Origin of the sequence: Alteromonas sp. P256 (assembly GCF_036864455.1) — a bacterium.
GTDB lineage: Bacteria > Pseudomonadota > Gammaproteobacteria > Enterobacterales > Alteromonadaceae > Alteromonas.
This window is the reverse complement of record NZ_JAZETM010000001.1, coordinates 374,920-391,046: the sequence shown is the minus strand read 5'-3', so window position 1 is coordinate 391,046 and position 16,127 is coordinate 374,920. Positions and strand designations below refer to the sequence as shown.

General features: G+C 44.8%; 17 protein-coding genes. 10 read left to right on the top strand and 7 right to left on the bottom strand.

Translation table 11 applies throughout. The annotated features are described in order from the left end of the window. Positions 1–3: 3 nt before the first annotated feature. The 10 genes from ccmA (at position 4) to V7R39_RS01695 (ending at position 8,277) form a co-directional block, all read left to right on the top strand. Positions 4–627, top strand: a complete 624-nt coding sequence (gene ccmA / locus V7R39_RS01740; protein ID WP_334027552.1) for a cytochrome c biogenesis heme-transporting ATPase CcmA — start codon at positions 4–6, stop codon at positions 625–627. Next, a complete protein-coding gene (gene ccmB, locus V7R39_RS01735; protein WP_334027550.1) occupies positions 627–1,292 on the top strand; it encodes a heme exporter protein CcmB in 666 nt (221 codons plus the stop codon). The genes ccmA and ccmB overlap by 1 nt, the downstream gene beginning before the upstream one ends. Next, positions 1,292–2,044 carry a heme ABC transporter permease gene (locus V7R39_RS01730; RefSeq protein ID WP_334027548.1) on the top strand — a complete coding sequence of 251 codons (753 nt, stop codon included), beginning with the start codon at positions 1,292–1,294 and terminating at the stop codon, positions 2,042–2,044. The genes ccmB and V7R39_RS01730 overlap by 1 nt, the downstream gene beginning before the upstream one ends. 1 nt (position 2,045) lies before the next feature. Further along, on the top strand, positions 2,046–2,243 hold the full coding sequence (ccmD, locus tag V7R39_RS01725; protein WP_334027546.1) for a heme exporter protein CcmD: 198 nt from the start codon (positions 2,046–2,048) through the stop codon (positions 2,241–2,243). 89 nt (positions 2,244–2,332) lie between these two features. Beyond that, on the top strand, positions 2,333–2,905 hold the full coding sequence (ccmE, locus tag V7R39_RS01720) for a cytochrome c maturation protein CcmE (RefSeq protein ID WP_334027544.1): 573 nt from the start codon (positions 2,333–2,335) through the stop codon (positions 2,903–2,905). Between the two features lie 3 nt (positions 2,906–2,908). Next, positions 2,909–4,912, top strand: a complete 2,004-nt coding sequence (locus tag V7R39_RS01715) for a heme lyase CcmF/NrfE family subunit (RefSeq protein WP_334027542.1) — start codon at positions 2,909–2,911, stop codon at positions 4,910–4,912. Beyond that, entirely contained in the window at positions 4,909–5,565 is a 657-nt protein-coding gene (locus V7R39_RS01710) for a redoxin family protein (protein ID WP_334027540.1), read from the top strand. The genes V7R39_RS01715 and V7R39_RS01710 overlap by 4 nt, the downstream gene beginning before the upstream one ends. Before the next feature lie 68 nt (positions 5,566–5,633). Then, positions 5,634–6,059, top strand: coding sequence for a cytochrome c-type biogenesis protein (locus tag V7R39_RS01705; RefSeq protein ID WP_438823500.1), 426 nt, complete (start codon positions 5,634–5,636; stop codon positions 6,057–6,059). Next, the gene (gene ccmI / locus V7R39_RS01700) at positions 6,056–7,381 is read left to right on the top strand and encodes a c-type cytochrome biogenesis protein CcmI (RefSeq protein ID WP_334027538.1); all 1,326 of its coding nucleotides are present in this window, start codon (positions 6,056–6,058) and stop codon (positions 7,379–7,381) included. Before V7R39_RS01705 ends, ccmI begins: the two co-directional genes overlap by 4 nt. Positions 7,382–7,383: 2 nt before the next feature. After that, entirely contained in the window at positions 7,384–8,277 is an 894-nt protein-coding gene (locus V7R39_RS01695; protein WP_334027536.1) for an MlaA family lipoprotein, read from the top strand. A 162-nt stretch (positions 8,278–8,439) separates the two neighbouring features. On the opposite strand, the gene galE is transcribed toward V7R39_RS01695, so the two are convergent. The 7 genes from galE to V7R39_RS01660 form a co-directional block, all read right to left on the bottom strand. Next, on the bottom strand, positions 8,440–9,462 hold the full coding sequence (galE, locus tag V7R39_RS01690) for a UDP-glucose 4-epimerase GalE (protein ID WP_334027534.1): 1,023 nt from the start codon (positions 9,460–9,462) through the stop codon (positions 8,440–8,442). Beyond that, positions 9,459–9,761, bottom strand: a complete 303-nt coding sequence (locus tag V7R39_RS01685) for a DUF6170 family protein (protein WP_032094319.1) — start codon at positions 9,759–9,761, stop codon at positions 9,459–9,461. Before V7R39_RS01685 ends, galE begins: the two co-directional genes overlap by 4 nt. Before the next feature lie 203 nt (positions 9,762–9,964). Then, the gene (locus tag V7R39_RS01680) at positions 9,965–11,485 is read right to left on the bottom strand and encodes a peptide MFS transporter (RefSeq protein ID WP_334027532.1); all 1,521 of its coding nucleotides are present in this window, start codon (positions 11,483–11,485) and stop codon (positions 9,965–9,967) included. A gap of 233 nt (positions 11,486–11,718) precedes the next feature. Continuing rightward, a complete protein-coding gene (locus V7R39_RS01675; protein ID WP_334027529.1) occupies positions 11,719–12,834 on the bottom strand; it encodes a capsule biosynthesis protein in 1,116 nt (371 codons plus the stop codon). 10 nt (positions 12,835–12,844) lie between these two features. Then, complete coding sequence (locus V7R39_RS01670; RefSeq protein WP_334027527.1) at positions 12,845–13,519, bottom strand: ABC transporter ATP-binding protein; 675 nt, start codon at positions 13,517–13,519, stop codon at positions 12,845–12,847. Beyond that, on the bottom strand, positions 13,516–14,295 hold the full coding sequence (locus V7R39_RS01665; RefSeq protein ID WP_334027526.1) for an ABC transporter permease: 780 nt from the start codon (positions 14,293–14,295) through the stop codon (positions 13,516–13,518). Before V7R39_RS01665 ends, V7R39_RS01670 begins: the two co-directional genes overlap by 4 nt. A gap of 2 nt (positions 14,296–14,297) precedes the next feature. Continuing rightward, on the bottom strand, positions 14,298–16,127 hold the full coding sequence (locus tag V7R39_RS01660) for a polysaccharide biosynthesis/export family protein (RefSeq protein ID WP_438823499.1): 1,830 nt from the start codon (positions 16,125–16,127) through the stop codon (positions 14,298–14,300).

The following is a 16,127-nucleotide window of genomic DNA, read 5'->3' as shown; positions in this document are numbered from 1 at the left end:
GTAGTGCTAAAAGCGTGTGAACTAACATGCGTAAAAAGAGACAGGGTATTATTTGAAGATGTTTCATTGGCGGTCAATGCCGGTGAGCTCCTGTATGTCCGTGGGCCTAACGGAGCGGGTAAAACCAGCTTACTTCGAATTCTCACCGGTCTAAGCACGCCTGAATCTGGCACCGTATTGTTTAACGGAGAGAATATTGCAGATTCTTCGTTTTCGTATTTGTCGACGTTGTTATACCTAGGCCACAAAAGCGGGACCAACGGTAGCCTATCTGCAATGGATAACTTAACGTTTTGGCTCGCTCAACATCAAGTGAAATGTGAAGAGAGCCAACTTTTCGATGCATTAATGCGTGTAGGGCTAGTTGGTCTTGAAGATGTGCCGATTCGGTTCTTATCGGCGGGTCAGCAGCGAAGAGTAGCCCTGACCCGTTTGTGGTTAAAGCCCGCTGACGTATGGATCCTCGATGAGCCTTTTACAGCGTTGGATGTAAAAGGTATAGCGTTGCTCGAGGAGCAAATGAAATCTCATGTTGAGAATGGTGGAGTTGTCATAACTACCTCTCATCAGCCGCTGTCTGAAGCTGCAGGCGCGCACAGCGTATTTGATTTGGAGTATCGAATTTAATGTCGTTGTATCAGGGGGTCTTTAAACGAGACGTTCACGTTGCGTTTAAACAGAAGGCTGAGCTACTTCAACCGCTTATGTTTTTGCTGATGGTCGTTACCATGTTTCCACTTGGTGTCAGCCCGTCTCCTGACACCTTGCAACGCGTTGGTCCTGGGGTGCTGTGGATTGCGGCAATCCTGTCATCATTGATGGCCATGGAGCGAATGTTTCGAGACGATTTTCAAGACGGCACCATGGAGCAATATGTACTCTCAGGTATGTCCCTCGCGGGAATTAGTGCTGTGAAGGTGTGCGTACATTGGCTGGTGAGTTTTATACCCATGCTAGTACTTTCACCGCTATTAGCCATGTTTTTAAATTTAACGTTTGATATGTACGTGGCGCTAATAGCTACTTTGCTATTAGGTACTCCGCTACTGTCATTGATTGGTGCAATTGCAGTAGGGTTAACGGTAGGGTTACAGAAAGGTGGCGTGTTGTTAGCATTGCTGCTAATCCCTGTTTTTATTCCGTTACTCATTTTTGCCACGTCAGCTGTGGATTCTGCCGCACTTCAATTACCTTATTATCCGCAACTTGCTATTATCGCCGCCATGCTGCTGCTGGCACTAGCAATAGCACCTTTTGCGATAGCGTATTCTTTAAGAGTGAGTCAGAACTAATGTGGAAGTGGTTACATCCTTACGCAAAAACAGAGCGAGCTTATCAGCTTTGCATGACATTACAGCCTTGGCTTTGGGCAGGCGCAGGTGTTGCTTTGGTTGTTGGCACGCTTTGGGGACTTGCGTTTGCGCCACAGGATTATCAACAGGGTGATTCATTTCGTATTATTTATATTCACGTGCCAAGCGCCATATTGTCTATGGGCACGTACGTAGCTATGGCGGTAGCGGCACTCGTCGGTATGGTATGGCAGTGGCGCACGGCTTACATGAGCATGATTGCGATGGCGCCTGTTGGCGCTGTAATGACATTTATTGCCTTGTTCACCGGTGCTGCATGGGGTAAGCCTATGTGGGGCGCGTGGTGGGTATGGGACGCTCGGTTGACCTCAGAGCTTATTCTGTTGTTTTTATATTTTGGTGTTATAGCGCTTTACGGTGCATTTGAAGATAAGCAGCAAGCTGGCAAAGCGGCAGGGGTTATGGCGCTAGTAGGGGTAGTGAATATTCCTATTATTCATTACTCAGTTGAGTGGTGGAACACCCTTCACCAGGGGGCCACAATTAGCAAATTTGACAACCCCTCGATAGCACCTGAAATGTTGTGGCCGCTACTGATTAATTTACTGGGTTTTGCATTTTTTATTGGTGCAGTAACCACAGTTCGCTTGCGCAATGAAATAGTGCTGCGAGAAATGCATCGTCCTTGGGTGCAAGCGCTTGCAAAAAAACAGGTAAAAGGGGCTCAGTAGTATGCAGTTTGAATCGTTGGCAGACTTTTTTGCCATGGGCGGGTATGCCTTTTACGTCTGGATATCGTTTTTTGTCACCTTTGGTAGCATGGCCATCATAGCAATACAAAGTTATGTGAAACAAAAAGCGCTGCTGTCTACAACGCTGAAAGAACAAGAGCGAAGAGCCCGCATTAAACGTGCTCAGCAACGTGTTTAAATTGGGCGTTTAAAATAAACACTTAAAATTAGCGTGCTATAGCTAAGACATATTTTTCAATTTTCCAAATATCGAAGTGAGATAGTTGCATGAACCCAAGACGAAAGCAGCGTTTAACTGTAGTGGCTTTAATCGGCCTTCTAGTTGCTAGTGCAATTGGACTAATGCTTTATGCATTAAACGACAGCATTGATTTATTTTACACGCCAAGCGAAATCATTGAGGGTAAAAATGGACTAAAGCCACAGGTAGGACAGCGCTTGCGTATTGGCGGAATGGTGGTGCCAGGAACGGTAAGCCGCGACCCAGATAGTTTAGCGGTCAGTTTCGACCTTGTAGACACAGGTCCTGCTGTTACGGTGACTTTCACCGGCATTTTGCCAGACTTATTTCGCGAAGGTCAGGGTATAGTGGCAACGGGTGTATTAACAGACTCAAGACAGATAAATGCTCAGGAAGTACTGGCAAAACACGATGAAGAGTATATGCCGCCTGAATTGGCAGAAAAAATGAAGGGTATAAAACACGTTAAGCCGGAAGATAAATCCGGTTACGGTTCTTCAGACGTCAGCTCTTATAACAAAAGCACCTACGAAAGCGGCGTATCGGGCAATAAGCCTTCAAAGGCAGATTTAACCACGAGCATGAGTGAGGGGCAGTAAGTCATGATACCTGAAATTGGTAATATAGCGCTCACACTGGCGTTAGTGCTATCCATTTTGTTGGCGGTATATCCGCTTTGGGGCGCACACCGTCAACATGAAACCTTGATGGCAACGGCGAAGCCGTTAGCGATTGGCCTATTTGTTTTTACGCTCATTGCTTACGTGTGCCTTACATATGCTTTTGTTACCGATGACTTTAGCGTTGAATATGTTGCCCAACACTCGAACAGCAAACTGCCTATTTACTATAAAATCACCGCGGTATGGGGGGGGCACGAAGGCTCATTTCTATTGTGGGTACTGATGCTATCGCTATGGACTGTTGCAGTGGCCATTTTTAGCCGGGGGATCCCCCTTGCTATGGTAGCTCGAGTCCTATCTGTGCTGGGAATGATTGGTATCGGTTTCTACTTGTTTATGCTTTTAACGTCAAACCCGTTCAACAGCATGCTGCCCTTCTTTCCCGTTGATGGGCGAGATCTCAATCCGCTGCTGCAAGATTTTGGCATGATTATTCATCCTCCTATGCTGTACATGGGATATGTAGGTTTTTCTGTGGCGTTTGCATTCGCAATCTCAGCGCTAATTTCAGGACAACTCGACTCTACATGGGCTCGGTGGTCTCGTCCTTGGGTGATTGCTGCATGGGCATTTCTCACCGTTGGCATTGCACTGGGTAGCTGGTGGGCTTACTACGAGCTTGGCTGGGGCGGCTGGTGGTTTTGGGACCCAGTAGAAAATGCGTCTTTCATGCCGTGGCTAGTAGGTACTGCATTAATGCACTCCTTAGCAGTAACTGAAAAGCGCAAAGCCTTTAAGTCTTGGACGGTTTTATTGGCGATTGCTGCATTTAGCATGAGCTTACTTGGCACCTTTTTGGTTCGCTCTGGCGTTATTGTGTCTGTGCATTCCTTTGCAAGCGATCCCACCCGAGGTTTATTTATTCTCGGTATTCTTATTGTGCTCAGTGGTTTTGGTTTACTGCTCTACGCAATGCGTGCTGCGTCACTGAAAAGCCCGGGCAGATATCAAGCTTTCTCACGAGAAGTGTTATTGATGGGAAACAACGTTTTCCTCTGTGCTGCAACGCTAGTGGTGTTGCTAGGGACTCTATTTCCACTTGTGCATAAAGAGTTGGGGTTGGGCAGTATTTCGGTGGGTGCACCGTTTTTCAATCAGATGTTTACGCTGCTTATCGTTCCTTTTGTGCTTATTCTTGGCCTTGGGCCGCTTACCCGTTGGAAGCATCAAAAAGCCAGCGAGCTTAAAAAACAGTTGCTTGTAGCGCTAGGCATTGCGCTAAGTGCAGGCATACTTGTGAACTTCGCCTACGACACGCCAAGCTATATGGGTGTGCTTGGTATGGTACTGGTGTTTTGGATTTTGGTGATGACGGTGCAAGAAGTTATTCAGCGGGTATCCTCAATGCCCAGTGACATAAGCACATTGACATCGCTTAAAAAACTGACGCCTAGCCACTGGGGTATGGTACTAGGTCATGTTGGTTTTGCTATTTCAATTATTGGTATCACACTCGTGTCTAATTATGAGCTGGAGCGTGATATCCGTATGGATGTTGGCGAAACAGTGAGTTTAGGTGGTTATGACTTTACTTTTACCGATGTAAAGCGCGCCGACGGACCAAACTATAATGCCGACGCGGGCGTTTTTGATGTGTATAAAAATGGCGAAAAAGTCGTAAGGCTCGAGCCTGAAAAGCGTCTTTACACCGTGCAGCGTATGCCGATGACCGAGGCTGCAATTCACTCTACAATTGCGCGGGATGTGTTTATCGCCATGGGCGAGCCATTAGATAATGGGGCTTGGGCAATACGGATATACATTAAACCGTTTGTTATTTGGCTATGGGCTGGTGCGGTAGTAATGGCGCTGGGCGGCGTACTGTCAATTAGTGACAAGCGCTACCGAATTGCAAAAGTGAAGAAAGTAAAAGCGGTATTGAGTAGAAGCGCGACAAATAAACCTGAAGGGAATGCAATATGAAGAATGCGCGTTTAGTCGTCATTCCACTGGTATTATTTTTATTGCTGGTTGTCTTTTTATTCAAAGGGCTGTTTTCAGACCCTCGAGAGCTTGATTCTCAGGTGAAGGATAAAGTACTGCCAGCGTTCTCACTACCAGATCTTATGCAACCAGACATTATCTATACGCCAGAAAGCTTAAAAGGGCAGGTGACGCTATTAAATGTGTGGGGCGTATGGTGCGTAACGTGTGCGGTTGAAATGCCTTATTTGACTGAGCTGAAAAATGAGAAAGGCGTTCATATTGTCGGTCTCTATTTTGACCAAGATTTAGATCCAGATTTTGGCACTAAGACACTTAACCGTGTTCAACAAGAAGTGACATCCATGTTGAGCCGATACGGCAATCCGTATGCGTTTAATATTTTTGATGTGTATCGCGATACATCATTGGATTTGGGTGTTACGGGCGCACCAGAGCATTTTGTTATTGATGCCCAGGGCGTTATCCGGATGCACCATATTGGTGACATTAATGAGCGGGTTTGGAAAAACAAAGTAGGCCCACTGTACAATCGGTTAGTGGCAGATGCATCATATGGTAAGTTTGATAGTGTTAAGACAAGTACTAGTACCAACGCAAACGCTAAAACTATTAGCGCGGAGGTAAAGTAATGCGCCAATGTATAACGTCGTTGCTCATTGCCTTGAGATTAAGACTCTTCATATCAAGCGCTTTAATGATGAGCGCGCTGGCTTTTGCTAGTACCCTCTATGCAGCAGAAGACAACTTTTCATTTGAAACACCAGAGCAACGGGCGGCGTTTTTAACATTGACTGCGGAACTACGCTGCCCTATGTGTCAGAATCAAAACATAGCGGATAGTGACGCTATGATCGCTCATGATATGCGCCGCAAAGTATATACCCTTCTTAAACAGGGCAAAACTGAAGCACAAGTTATTGATTATATGAAAACGCGTTACGGGGACTTTGTTCACTATCAGCCACCGGTGACAATTGCTACCATGTGGCTATGGGCTGTGCCGGTGTTGTTTGTTTTTATCGCATTACTATTTATCGTTAGACGTAAGTCTGCCTCACCGCCTGAGGACATGGCAGCAAAATTAGCCAAAGCCGATGCAATGTTGGAGCAAGATAAAGAATGAGTTGGTCTGAGTTTTATTTAATTGTTTCTGGGCTTATTACCCTCGTTCTTTTAATTATCGCATTTCCGTTTTTACGCAATAAAAATCATGCAAAACGAGATAGCCTGAGCAATACGCAAATTATTAGACAGCGCCTGATAGAGTTGGAGCGCGAAAAAAAAGAAGGGCTAATTAGCGAAATAGACAAACGCCAAGCGGTGGACGAGTTAAAAATTGCCCTTGTTGACGAAAGTGCTTTTACAGCAAAGAAAACCGGCACCGCGCCTCTTGTGCTGATTGTCGGTGGGTTAATTGCCCTCATTTGCGGCGCCGTGGTTTACTCTCAAGTGAATCAAATGAGCCAAGTCAAGCGTTCAACGGATGCAATTGCTGCGCTGCCTCAATTGAGTCAGCAACTTGCGAACGGCAATGCGAACAGCCTGACTCAGCAGGATATTGCTGATTTAGCCCTCGCTATTCGCCAGCGCCTTCGCGACGACCCGAGTGACGATACTGGGTGGATGTATTTAGGTCGTTTGATGCTAAGTATAGGGCAAGAGGTGCAGGCGATAGAGGCTATCGATAGAGCTACCGCTTTGGCTCCTGCCAACAGTGGTCACAAAATTACGCTTGCGCAGGCGTTGATGACCACCGGTGATGTGAATAATCTTCAAAGGGCACAGGCTATATTAAACGGCTTGTTAGCCAATACTCCAGATAACGACAATCTTGCTTTAATGATGGCCGTGGTATCTGCACAACTAGGTGATTTAGCGCAGACTAAACGTTATTATGCTCAAGTGAAAGACAAGCTTCCCAATGGCAGTGATATGCAGCAACGTCTAACGGTTCGTATTGCTGAGCTTGAGGGGCGAGCTAGTGATGTGGCACAGCTGACTGGCAGCACTAATGGTGTTAATGACAGCGACATGCTGACACTGGGTGAAGCGAGTAATGAGTCAGCCGCTTCGTTATCAGCGTCATCACAAGTTAAAACTGGCTTTACTATCAATGTTGAATTGTCCGAAGAGGCGAAGGTAAAAGCGCCCAAAGAGGGCTTTCTCATCGTATTTGCACAAGATGCTCTATCAGAAAATAGAATGCCTGCGGCGGTAGTAAAACTGCCCATTGGCACTTTGCCTACAGTGGTCATTCTTGGCAATGAAAATGCCATGATGCCGCAATATAATTTGAGTTCACTGTCCGATATCACCATTACAGCAAGGCTGTCTATCGATGGGGATGTTTCTATTTCATCAGGCGAGTGGCAGGGCAGTACTTCAGCGCAGGTTAAACAAGGGCAAATGCCTGAGTTAACCGTCATCATAAATAAGGAATTGTAGTAATGGATATAACCAGGCAACTGGTCGCTGGCGCTTTAGTTATAAGCAGCCTGTTAGGTGGGTGCGCGACAAACAACGCTTCCCAACAAACCTCCGAAAATGTATCGGGTAACACACAAGTGGACTCATCAGACCCAAGAGACCCACTTGAACCAGTAAACCGATTAATGTGGGATTTTAACTGGGAAGTACTAGATGCTTATTTTGTACGGCCTCTTACCGTTGGTTACGTAACAGTGATGCCTCAGTTTGCAAGAACTGGCTTACTTAATGCTTCACGAAACTTACAAGAGCCGGCTAACTTTATGAACAATGTGTTTCAAGGTAAGGTGGACGATGGTTTAGACAGCTTAGCCCGTTTCCTATTAAACTCTACCGTGGGCTTACTTGGCACTATCGATGTCGCTGAGAACATTGGCATATCTCGTAAGGACGAGGAGTTTGGCGAAACGTTAGGGGTGTGGGGTGTTGATACAGGGCCCTTTATGATGCTGCCGGTGTTGGGGCCAAACGACCCGAGAAGTTTCACAGGCCAATTTGTTGATGGCACGGTATACCCCATGGCGGTTATTGCTAGCAACTTTTTTATTGCGCGCTATGTAGTTTCTCTGGTTGAGACTCGAGCACAATTAATGGCGCAAGAAGCGCAGCTAGAGCAGTCAGTAGACGATTATGCATTTGTCAAAAATGCTTATTTCGAAAACCTAGCCTTTCGCGTTACCGACGGTAAAAGCGGCGACAAAGCTATTAATGAAAAGCAGCTAGATGATTTCGCTGACTTTGAGGCTATGCTAGAAGATTCAAGCTTCGATGATTACGACTATGATGAAGAGCAAAGCGAAGATGACGAGCAAATTGATAAAACTAAATCGTCAAAAGATATTATAGATAATTAAAGGGCATTCAAAGCCCTCGATTATATAGGCAATAAAAGCTTACTTTTAGCAACGCTACACGCTCGAGACAAATAAAAAGACCCCCAGTAGTTAGAATGTCAAACTACTGGGGGTCACTTCATAATGCATGGGTTTTTGCTTTCAAACTTGTCTAACTGCTGGTTAATCTTTCGGATAGCCTGTTGGGTTCTGCGACTGCCAATTCCACGTATCGGCACACATGTCCTCTAACCCTTTATCAGCATTCCAATTTAATTCTTGGGCTGCCTTTGTAGGGTCAGCATAACAAGCAGCTACATCGCCACTTCGTCTCGGTGCAACCTTGTAAGGCACCTTTTTGCCAGAGCCTTTTTCAAATGCTGCTATCATTTCTAACACAGAATAACCCTGACCCGTGCCGAGGTTGTACTTATCTAATCCCATATTCAGATTGAGTCTGTCTAGCGCTTTCAAGTGGCCATTCGCTAAATCGACAACGTGGATGTAATCTCTCACCCCCGTTCCATCAACCGTATCGTAGTCATCGCCAAAAACGCTCAGTTGCTGAAGTTTGCCTGTCGCAACTTGAGAGATGTATGGCATCAGGTTGTTTGGGATCCCATTAGGATCTTCACCAATTTGGCCAGATTTATGTGCGCCTACCGGATTAAAATAACGCAGCAACACAATGTTCCACTCGTTGTCTGACACATAAAGGTCACTAAGCATGTGTTCGACCATGAGTTTTGACATGCCGTAAGGGTTTGTTGGGTGACCTGTCGACATATCTTCACTAAGAGGAAGGGATGCAGGGTCGCCGTATACAGTGGCTGATGAGCTAAAAACAATGTTCTTCACATTGTGTTTTTGCATTGCCTTACATAGCGTTAGCGTGCCGTACACATTATTTTCGTAATAAGATAACGGCTTGGCCACCGATTCGCCTACCGCTTTAAGTCCGGCGAAATGAATAACGGCAAAAATGCTGTGCTCACTAAAAATATCATCTAATACGGCGGTATCTCGTATATCACCTTGTACAAAAGTAATTGACTTCCCAGTAAGGCCTTCAACCCGTCTTAACGACTCAGGACTGGCGTTACATAGGTTATCGAGTACAACGACGCCGTAGTCTTGTTCGAGAAGCTGTAGAACGGTGTGGCTACCAATGTAACCCGCACCACCAGTAACTAAGATGGTTTTCATTCATTTTCCTTGCTTGACGGTTGCGCAATGTATTTAGCGCATATGGAGTATTGGATAGGCTTTATCACCAACGGATAGAGTAAAAATACCACAAATGCCCATAGTAGCGATGTCCAATTTGTGGCCGTTTGAAGAATAAAAGCAAAAACAGGCACAATAACGAGTAGCTTTAAGACATTCAGTAGCGTTTTCTCTGGTACGGAAAGACGCTTTGATGCTTGGTCAAGCAAACGAGCGCGCTCGGCTAAGGGTAAACCTTGTAGCGCAGGGATATTACGTGTAGAAAAATAAAACGTCATCATTACTCTCAATAAAAAGCTTACTTGTAACTAAGACGTGCTTATCTTTGTTGTAAAGCAAAGATGAGCACGCTCTTACAGTTCGCTCCCAATAAAAAACCGCCGAAATACAACTATAACGGCGGTTATTGTAGGTCAATATTCTACTAGTTAAAACAGCGTAAAAATAAAACTGTTTTAACCTAAGAAAACATAATCAACTTCTACGTTTTTTCTTGGATCCCAGCTTTCTCCCAAAAGCGTGATTTAACGCTAACAAGGGCAATCACAATACCTACAGCAATGCTGAATAAGGCTATCTGTAGATAAAGATTAGGCATTTCTTTTACATTTTCTGGGTCGAAATTACCAGAAAGAAGACCGGCAATGATGTTACCAATTGAATAGGTCAATACGAATACACCCATCATCTGTCCAGCAAAACGTTTAGGCGACAGTTTACTGACCGCACTTAGCGCCACAGGGCTTAAGCATAGCTCGCCCACTGTATGTAGGAAGTATGTCGTTACCAACCACATAGGCGCGACCTTTAGGCCTTGTGCGGCATATTGTGATGCCATAAACATCACCAAGAAGCCTGACGCCATAATGATAATACCGACGGCACATTTGATGGTGTAAGACGGGTCAATCATCCGCTTTGCAAGGTTTATCCAAAGCGCGGCAAAAAACGGCGATAGTATGATAATAAACAATGAGTTTGAGAGCTGGAACCACACCGTAGGTATAGCAGACATACCAAACCAAGAGGTAAGGAAGGAACCATCGCTCAACACACGGTCGGTATAGTTTTGTGCAAATAAATTCAGTGAAGAGCCCGCTTGTTCAAAACCAGACCAAAAACATGCCGAGGCTACACATACTAAGAACAGCGCCCACATGCGTCTTTTTTCGTTTTCTGTTAAGTCGCCTTTGAAGTAAATAAAGCCAAAATATAAAAAGAAAATAGCAGTAAAAAAGATAGCCACTTTTTGTGCAAGCGCGATAGGTTCGATAACAATGCTACCCATGTGAGCCATGATGATGACTGCAATAGCTGCCGCAACAACCACAAGTACACCTGTCCACGCCCGCTTTTTTGCTGCGCCTTGATAGGCATTTGCTGGAGCCACCGATTCCGCTGAAAGCGTACGGCTAGAGAAGTAGTATTGAATTAGACCAATTGCCATACCCACAGCAGCTGCGCCAAAGGCGTAGTGCCAGCCCCAGTTTTCTTGAAGGTAGCCGGTGACTAAGTACGCAATCAAAGAGCCAATATTGATACCCATGTAATAAAGGGCATAGCCACTGTCTCGGCGACCGTCGTCTTCCCCGTACTGCTGGCCGACCATGGCAGAAATATTAGGTTTTAGTAACCCAGTTCCTGATGCCACTAAAATTAGACCAACGAAGAATAGGTTCTGCAAATCAATAGCAAGGACTACGTGCCCTGCAAAGATAATAAGGCCGCCATACCAAACCGCTTGCTTACCGCCAATTAGTCTGTCAGCTAACCAACCACCGGGTAAGCCTAGAAAGTAAACGGCACCGGTGTATAAGCCATAAATTGCACCCGCTGTCGCTACGGTTAATCCAAGTCCTTGGGTTTGAAGGCTTGCTGTCATAAAAAGTACGAGCAGGGCGCGCATGCCGTAGTAACTCATGCGTTCCCACATTTCAGTGAAGAAAAGCGTTCTTAGGCCCCCTGGATGACCGAAAAAGCTTGTATCGATAGATGGTTTCATAATTATTTTTTAATTCCACATTGCTTATGGTTGTTATTGTAGAGCTCTATATTGGTCGGCTCTTTGATAATGGTCCGAGTACGGATAACTTCTTATACTAGAGGTGGCGATAAGACACAAGATTTCGCATGCAAACTTCGAGAGCCAAGTGTCAACCGACCAAGTATTGAACAATGCTGAGCAACATTGAGCTGAAGCGGCCGGATGACATTTATCTTTATTCTGCGTAAAAATTACAGTTCTCGAATCGTTGCAACTATTATGCGTGCAATGCCGTACAGCAAAAGTAGCGCTACGCCGAAAAGGACGAGATTATACAAAATAGTGGGGTAGGAATTGTCATCGGGCAGGGTGGGTGATTCCACTGTCACCAGATGCTGTAGTTTTTGATAAGCTTCAACCCGAGCGTTTTCAAGCGTGATTAAAGATGATGAATACGCCTGAATGGCAAGCTGCAGCTGAACTTGCAAATTGCTGTACTGCGCCATCAATTCACTCACAGAAAGGTTTTGCCCCGGTCCTTCGGTAGTGCTAATTTTTTCTTTCTGTTTTTCTACTTCTTTTTGTAATGCACTAATTTCGCGCTTTATATTAATCACTTCTGGAGCCATATTTGACATCATTGTGGCCATGGTGCTCAGCTCAGCCTTTTTCTGCGCAAGTGTCGCTTCAAGAGAAAAGGCTATCTGTTGAAACGCAGCGCCTTCGGCGGTGGGGTCTAAAACATTATATTTTGACTGAAAGCCCAAAATCTCTGTTTTTGCATTTTGAAGTTTTTGCTCTACGATTTCGTGCTCGCCTTTAGCGAATACCAGTTTAGATTTAGCTAAGTTGTTATTGATAGTATTAATAAATTGTTCAGCTTTTTCTACAATAGCCTGGTTGATCACTTGTGCATACTCAGCATTAAACGCACGGGTACGCAATGTAATTACCGAAGACGTAGAATCAACACTTACGTCAACATGGTTAAGGTAGAACTGATAAAAGTCTTCTTGTTTATGCTCTAAGGATAAACCGCTGAACATGTCTGCCTCATCAGAGGTGTAGTGGTCACGCAATTGAATAGTGCTGTCTAGATACTTAATCATATCGGCAGACTGTATATAGGCTTCGACTAAGGAGCTTTCGTTACCACTCCCGCCAGATACGCCAGCAGCCATAAGAAGAGAAGATGGGTCGAAACTGCTGCCACCATCACTAGATTTTACAATTAACTGACTTTGACTTTCATACTGAGGCGCTGCCCAAACGATAAGATAAAAAGCATAAAGCACCCATGGCAGAATAAGAAGTGCGGTTTTATTCTGTTTAAGAAGAGTGTTTAGCTGTGTAAGAGATTTTTCCACGGTGTTAAACCTATTTAAGTGATTTCTTATTGTCCGCATCCTGCGTATACACGTCGATGCCTTCTTCAAGATCTTGATAATATCTGAGCTTTCCATCATCAATGATGACGGCTGAAGTACAAAACTCTCGGATTTGATCTAATTCATGGCTCACCATAATGACGCCGGCCTGTTTACTTTTTTCTTTTAATGAAAGTCGGGCTTTTTTGCGAAAAAGTGGATCGCCAACGGACGTCGCTTCATCGATAAGGTAAATATCAAAATCAATGTTCATACAGCATGCAAACACAAGCTTGGCGCGCATACCCGAAGAGTAGGTGCGAACAGGAAGGTCGAAACGATTGCCTAACTCGGCAAATTCCTGAACCTTTTCTTCATACTCTGGAAGAGAACGAACATTGTTAATCCTTCCCACAAAGCGCGTATTTTCACGCCCTGTCATTTGTGGGTGAACGCCAGTTGCAAGCGCAACCGGCCAAGACATAGCTTTATTAGTGACAACGCGGCCTCTGTCTGGGTATTCACTTTTAGCAAGCATGCGGAACAGCGTAGATTTACCCGCCCCGTTCTTCCCTAAAATAGCCACATTGTCTTCGCTTGGAAAATCGAAGTTTAAATTTTTAAAAATGTACTGTGGTCCCATTTTACTTGGGTAGCTTTTGGTTAAGTTTTCTATCTTTATCATCTAGACAGCACCCTTTTCCATGTGATGTGGTACATCGAAAGACTTAGGAATAAAAAAGCAACGGTAATTTCGATAGCAAAGGCAAGCGATACACCTTTATGGCCATAAGACTCAAAGCAGGCATAACGCGCTAGTTCATTGAAATGCACTAGTGGATTCCACGTTAGATACGGCCAAAACTCTTCTGGTAAGTCTTGCAAACTGAAGAATACGCATGAAATAAACATAAGCGGCCGCGTGAGCATCGACTTAATTTTGTCCACTTCAGGTACAAATGCTGCTGCAATGGCAAATATAAGACCTATAGAGATTGAAAATACCCATAAAAGCAGAAACAAAAAAATCAAAAGTAATGGGTCATGAACAACGAATGTTTCGCCCATTAAAAAAAGTGCCAAGGCTAGGAGCATCACAACAACCACTTTCACTGAGAACTCTAGGAATCCAGCAGTGATAATGGCCGATATTGGCTGCACTTGTCTAAATGCATAAAGGGGTTTGTTTCGTCGTACTGAAGTTGACACTGACTGTAAACAGGTTGTAAGAGACTGTAGGCCGACCATGCCAATCATCATAAAAATAAACAAAGGAATAGAGTGAATATCGTCACCGCTAATCAAACCGCGGAGATAAGACAATGCAAAAATAAATGCAAAAGGCTCTAAAAATGCCCAGCCCAATCCAAATTTATCGTTAAACTTACTCTGCAACTCACGAAGGAAAAGCGCAAAGACTACGCCTCTCCATGCATAAAGCTGTTCTTTAAATGTGACCATTATTAGTTAGTCGCCACGTTGGCGGCAACCGCAACTTGGAAGACGATTTGAGTGATATCTTTAACCGCTTGAAGCAATTTAGTATCGATAGCAGGTAATACAATAATTTGATCGCCAGGCTCTAGCTTACTTTCAGCACCGGATAGCAAGCTGCCGTTTAAGTTGCTAAATGTGACGTTACCATTTTTACGTACAATTAAAATGCGTTCGTCTTCTGCTCTTTCTGTAAATCCGCCAGCCCACGCTAAGTAGTCTTCGGTGGTGGCCTCAGGGTTAAATACAATAGATTGAGGCAATAGTACTTCACCGCCAACATGAACTAGGTCAGTGACTTCCGGGATAACAATAGTGTCATTCGGTTCAAGAAGAATATTGGCGATATCACCGTTTTCAGAAACTACCACCCTTCCTTGAGGTTCGACTTGTCTAGCGCGAGCAATAAAATCAGCGACGAGCTGCGCCTCTTGAGCGCGGATTGCACCTTCGCCCGTTGAGCTAATTGGTGCGGTATACATGCTGCGTTCAAGACGCTGTAGGCCCTCTTCTATGATTTCTTTTTGCTTTATTGCCACGCTTTCTCTTAATAAAAAGATATTTTGAGTGTCTGATAAGGCGGTGTCGGCTTCGATATGATCTAACACGTCAAGCAAGCGAGTGCCCTTGTCGATCATAACTTGTGATGCGCCTGAAAAGGCTCCAGCAACGTTTATGCGATATATTTGCGGTTCGTTGTCGGCAACATACTCTACCGTATCCCCTGCACGTAACGTTAAGGTAGAGAACTCCTCTATACTTAAATATCTAGCATATTGTTTATCTCCCCTTACGCCTGCTACTGAAGCGTGAGACGCAAACTCACCTGGACGAGCGAAGTAGTTGACGGCTTCACCATTTAGCTCTTCATTTAAAAATTCAAATGTGAAGCTGTTCCGCGCACCGGTTTCAACGGTAATAGTGTTGCCAATTGGGTGCACTAATATGGTATCGCCGTCTTTAAACGACAGCGAGGGAAGCTTTCCGCTTCTAAAAAAGGCATAAAGATCTGCACTTGCTACCACTTTATTATCGCGCAGTACATCTATTTGCCTAAAGCTGCCACGCTGAAAATCAACACCGCCCGCTCTTTTTAGAAAGTAGAGTACGCTATCAGAAGCGAGTCCAGCGTATTGTCCCGGTCGTAACACTGGTCCTGAAACGTAAACCGAGACAGGGGTAGTCGTAAGAAGGTTCACATACACATTAACGTCATTAGTATAGACTTGGCGTATTTTACCAGTTACCGTTTGATTAACACTGCCTGCTGGCGTATTTGCTACACGAATCGGTCCAATATTTGGAATAAAGATGTTGCCCTGATTATCGACAGTAACCACATCTGAAAAGTTAACCGCTCCCCACAACCAAATTGAAATTTTATCTCCTGGTGCTACAAGATAGTTGTCATTCATTCCGGAGGTGCGCTCTGACTCAAATCCACCGATGAATAAGTTAGCCGCAAAAGGCGGATTTTCCATCGCTGTTTGTAGAGGGAATACGGTATCTATGGTGGGCTCACCCGGCAAGGATACGCCATTTCTAGGTTGGGTGGAGAACTGCCCTACAGCGCTGCCAGATTGTGTTGCCCCAGGTAGCGTTCGTTGGCTTGAAATATTAAGTGGAGATACTGCCGACGTTCCCGCGGACGAGCTGTTCGCTTGCTGAGCTCGTTGTCTTAGCTGTTCTATCTGTTCGGCGCTCTGACTATTTGCGTTGTTACTAAAAGCTAGAAATGTAATGAGAAGCGGCAATGCAACCGCCAGAGATTGTTTAAGCTTAATCACGTTGTTAACCAT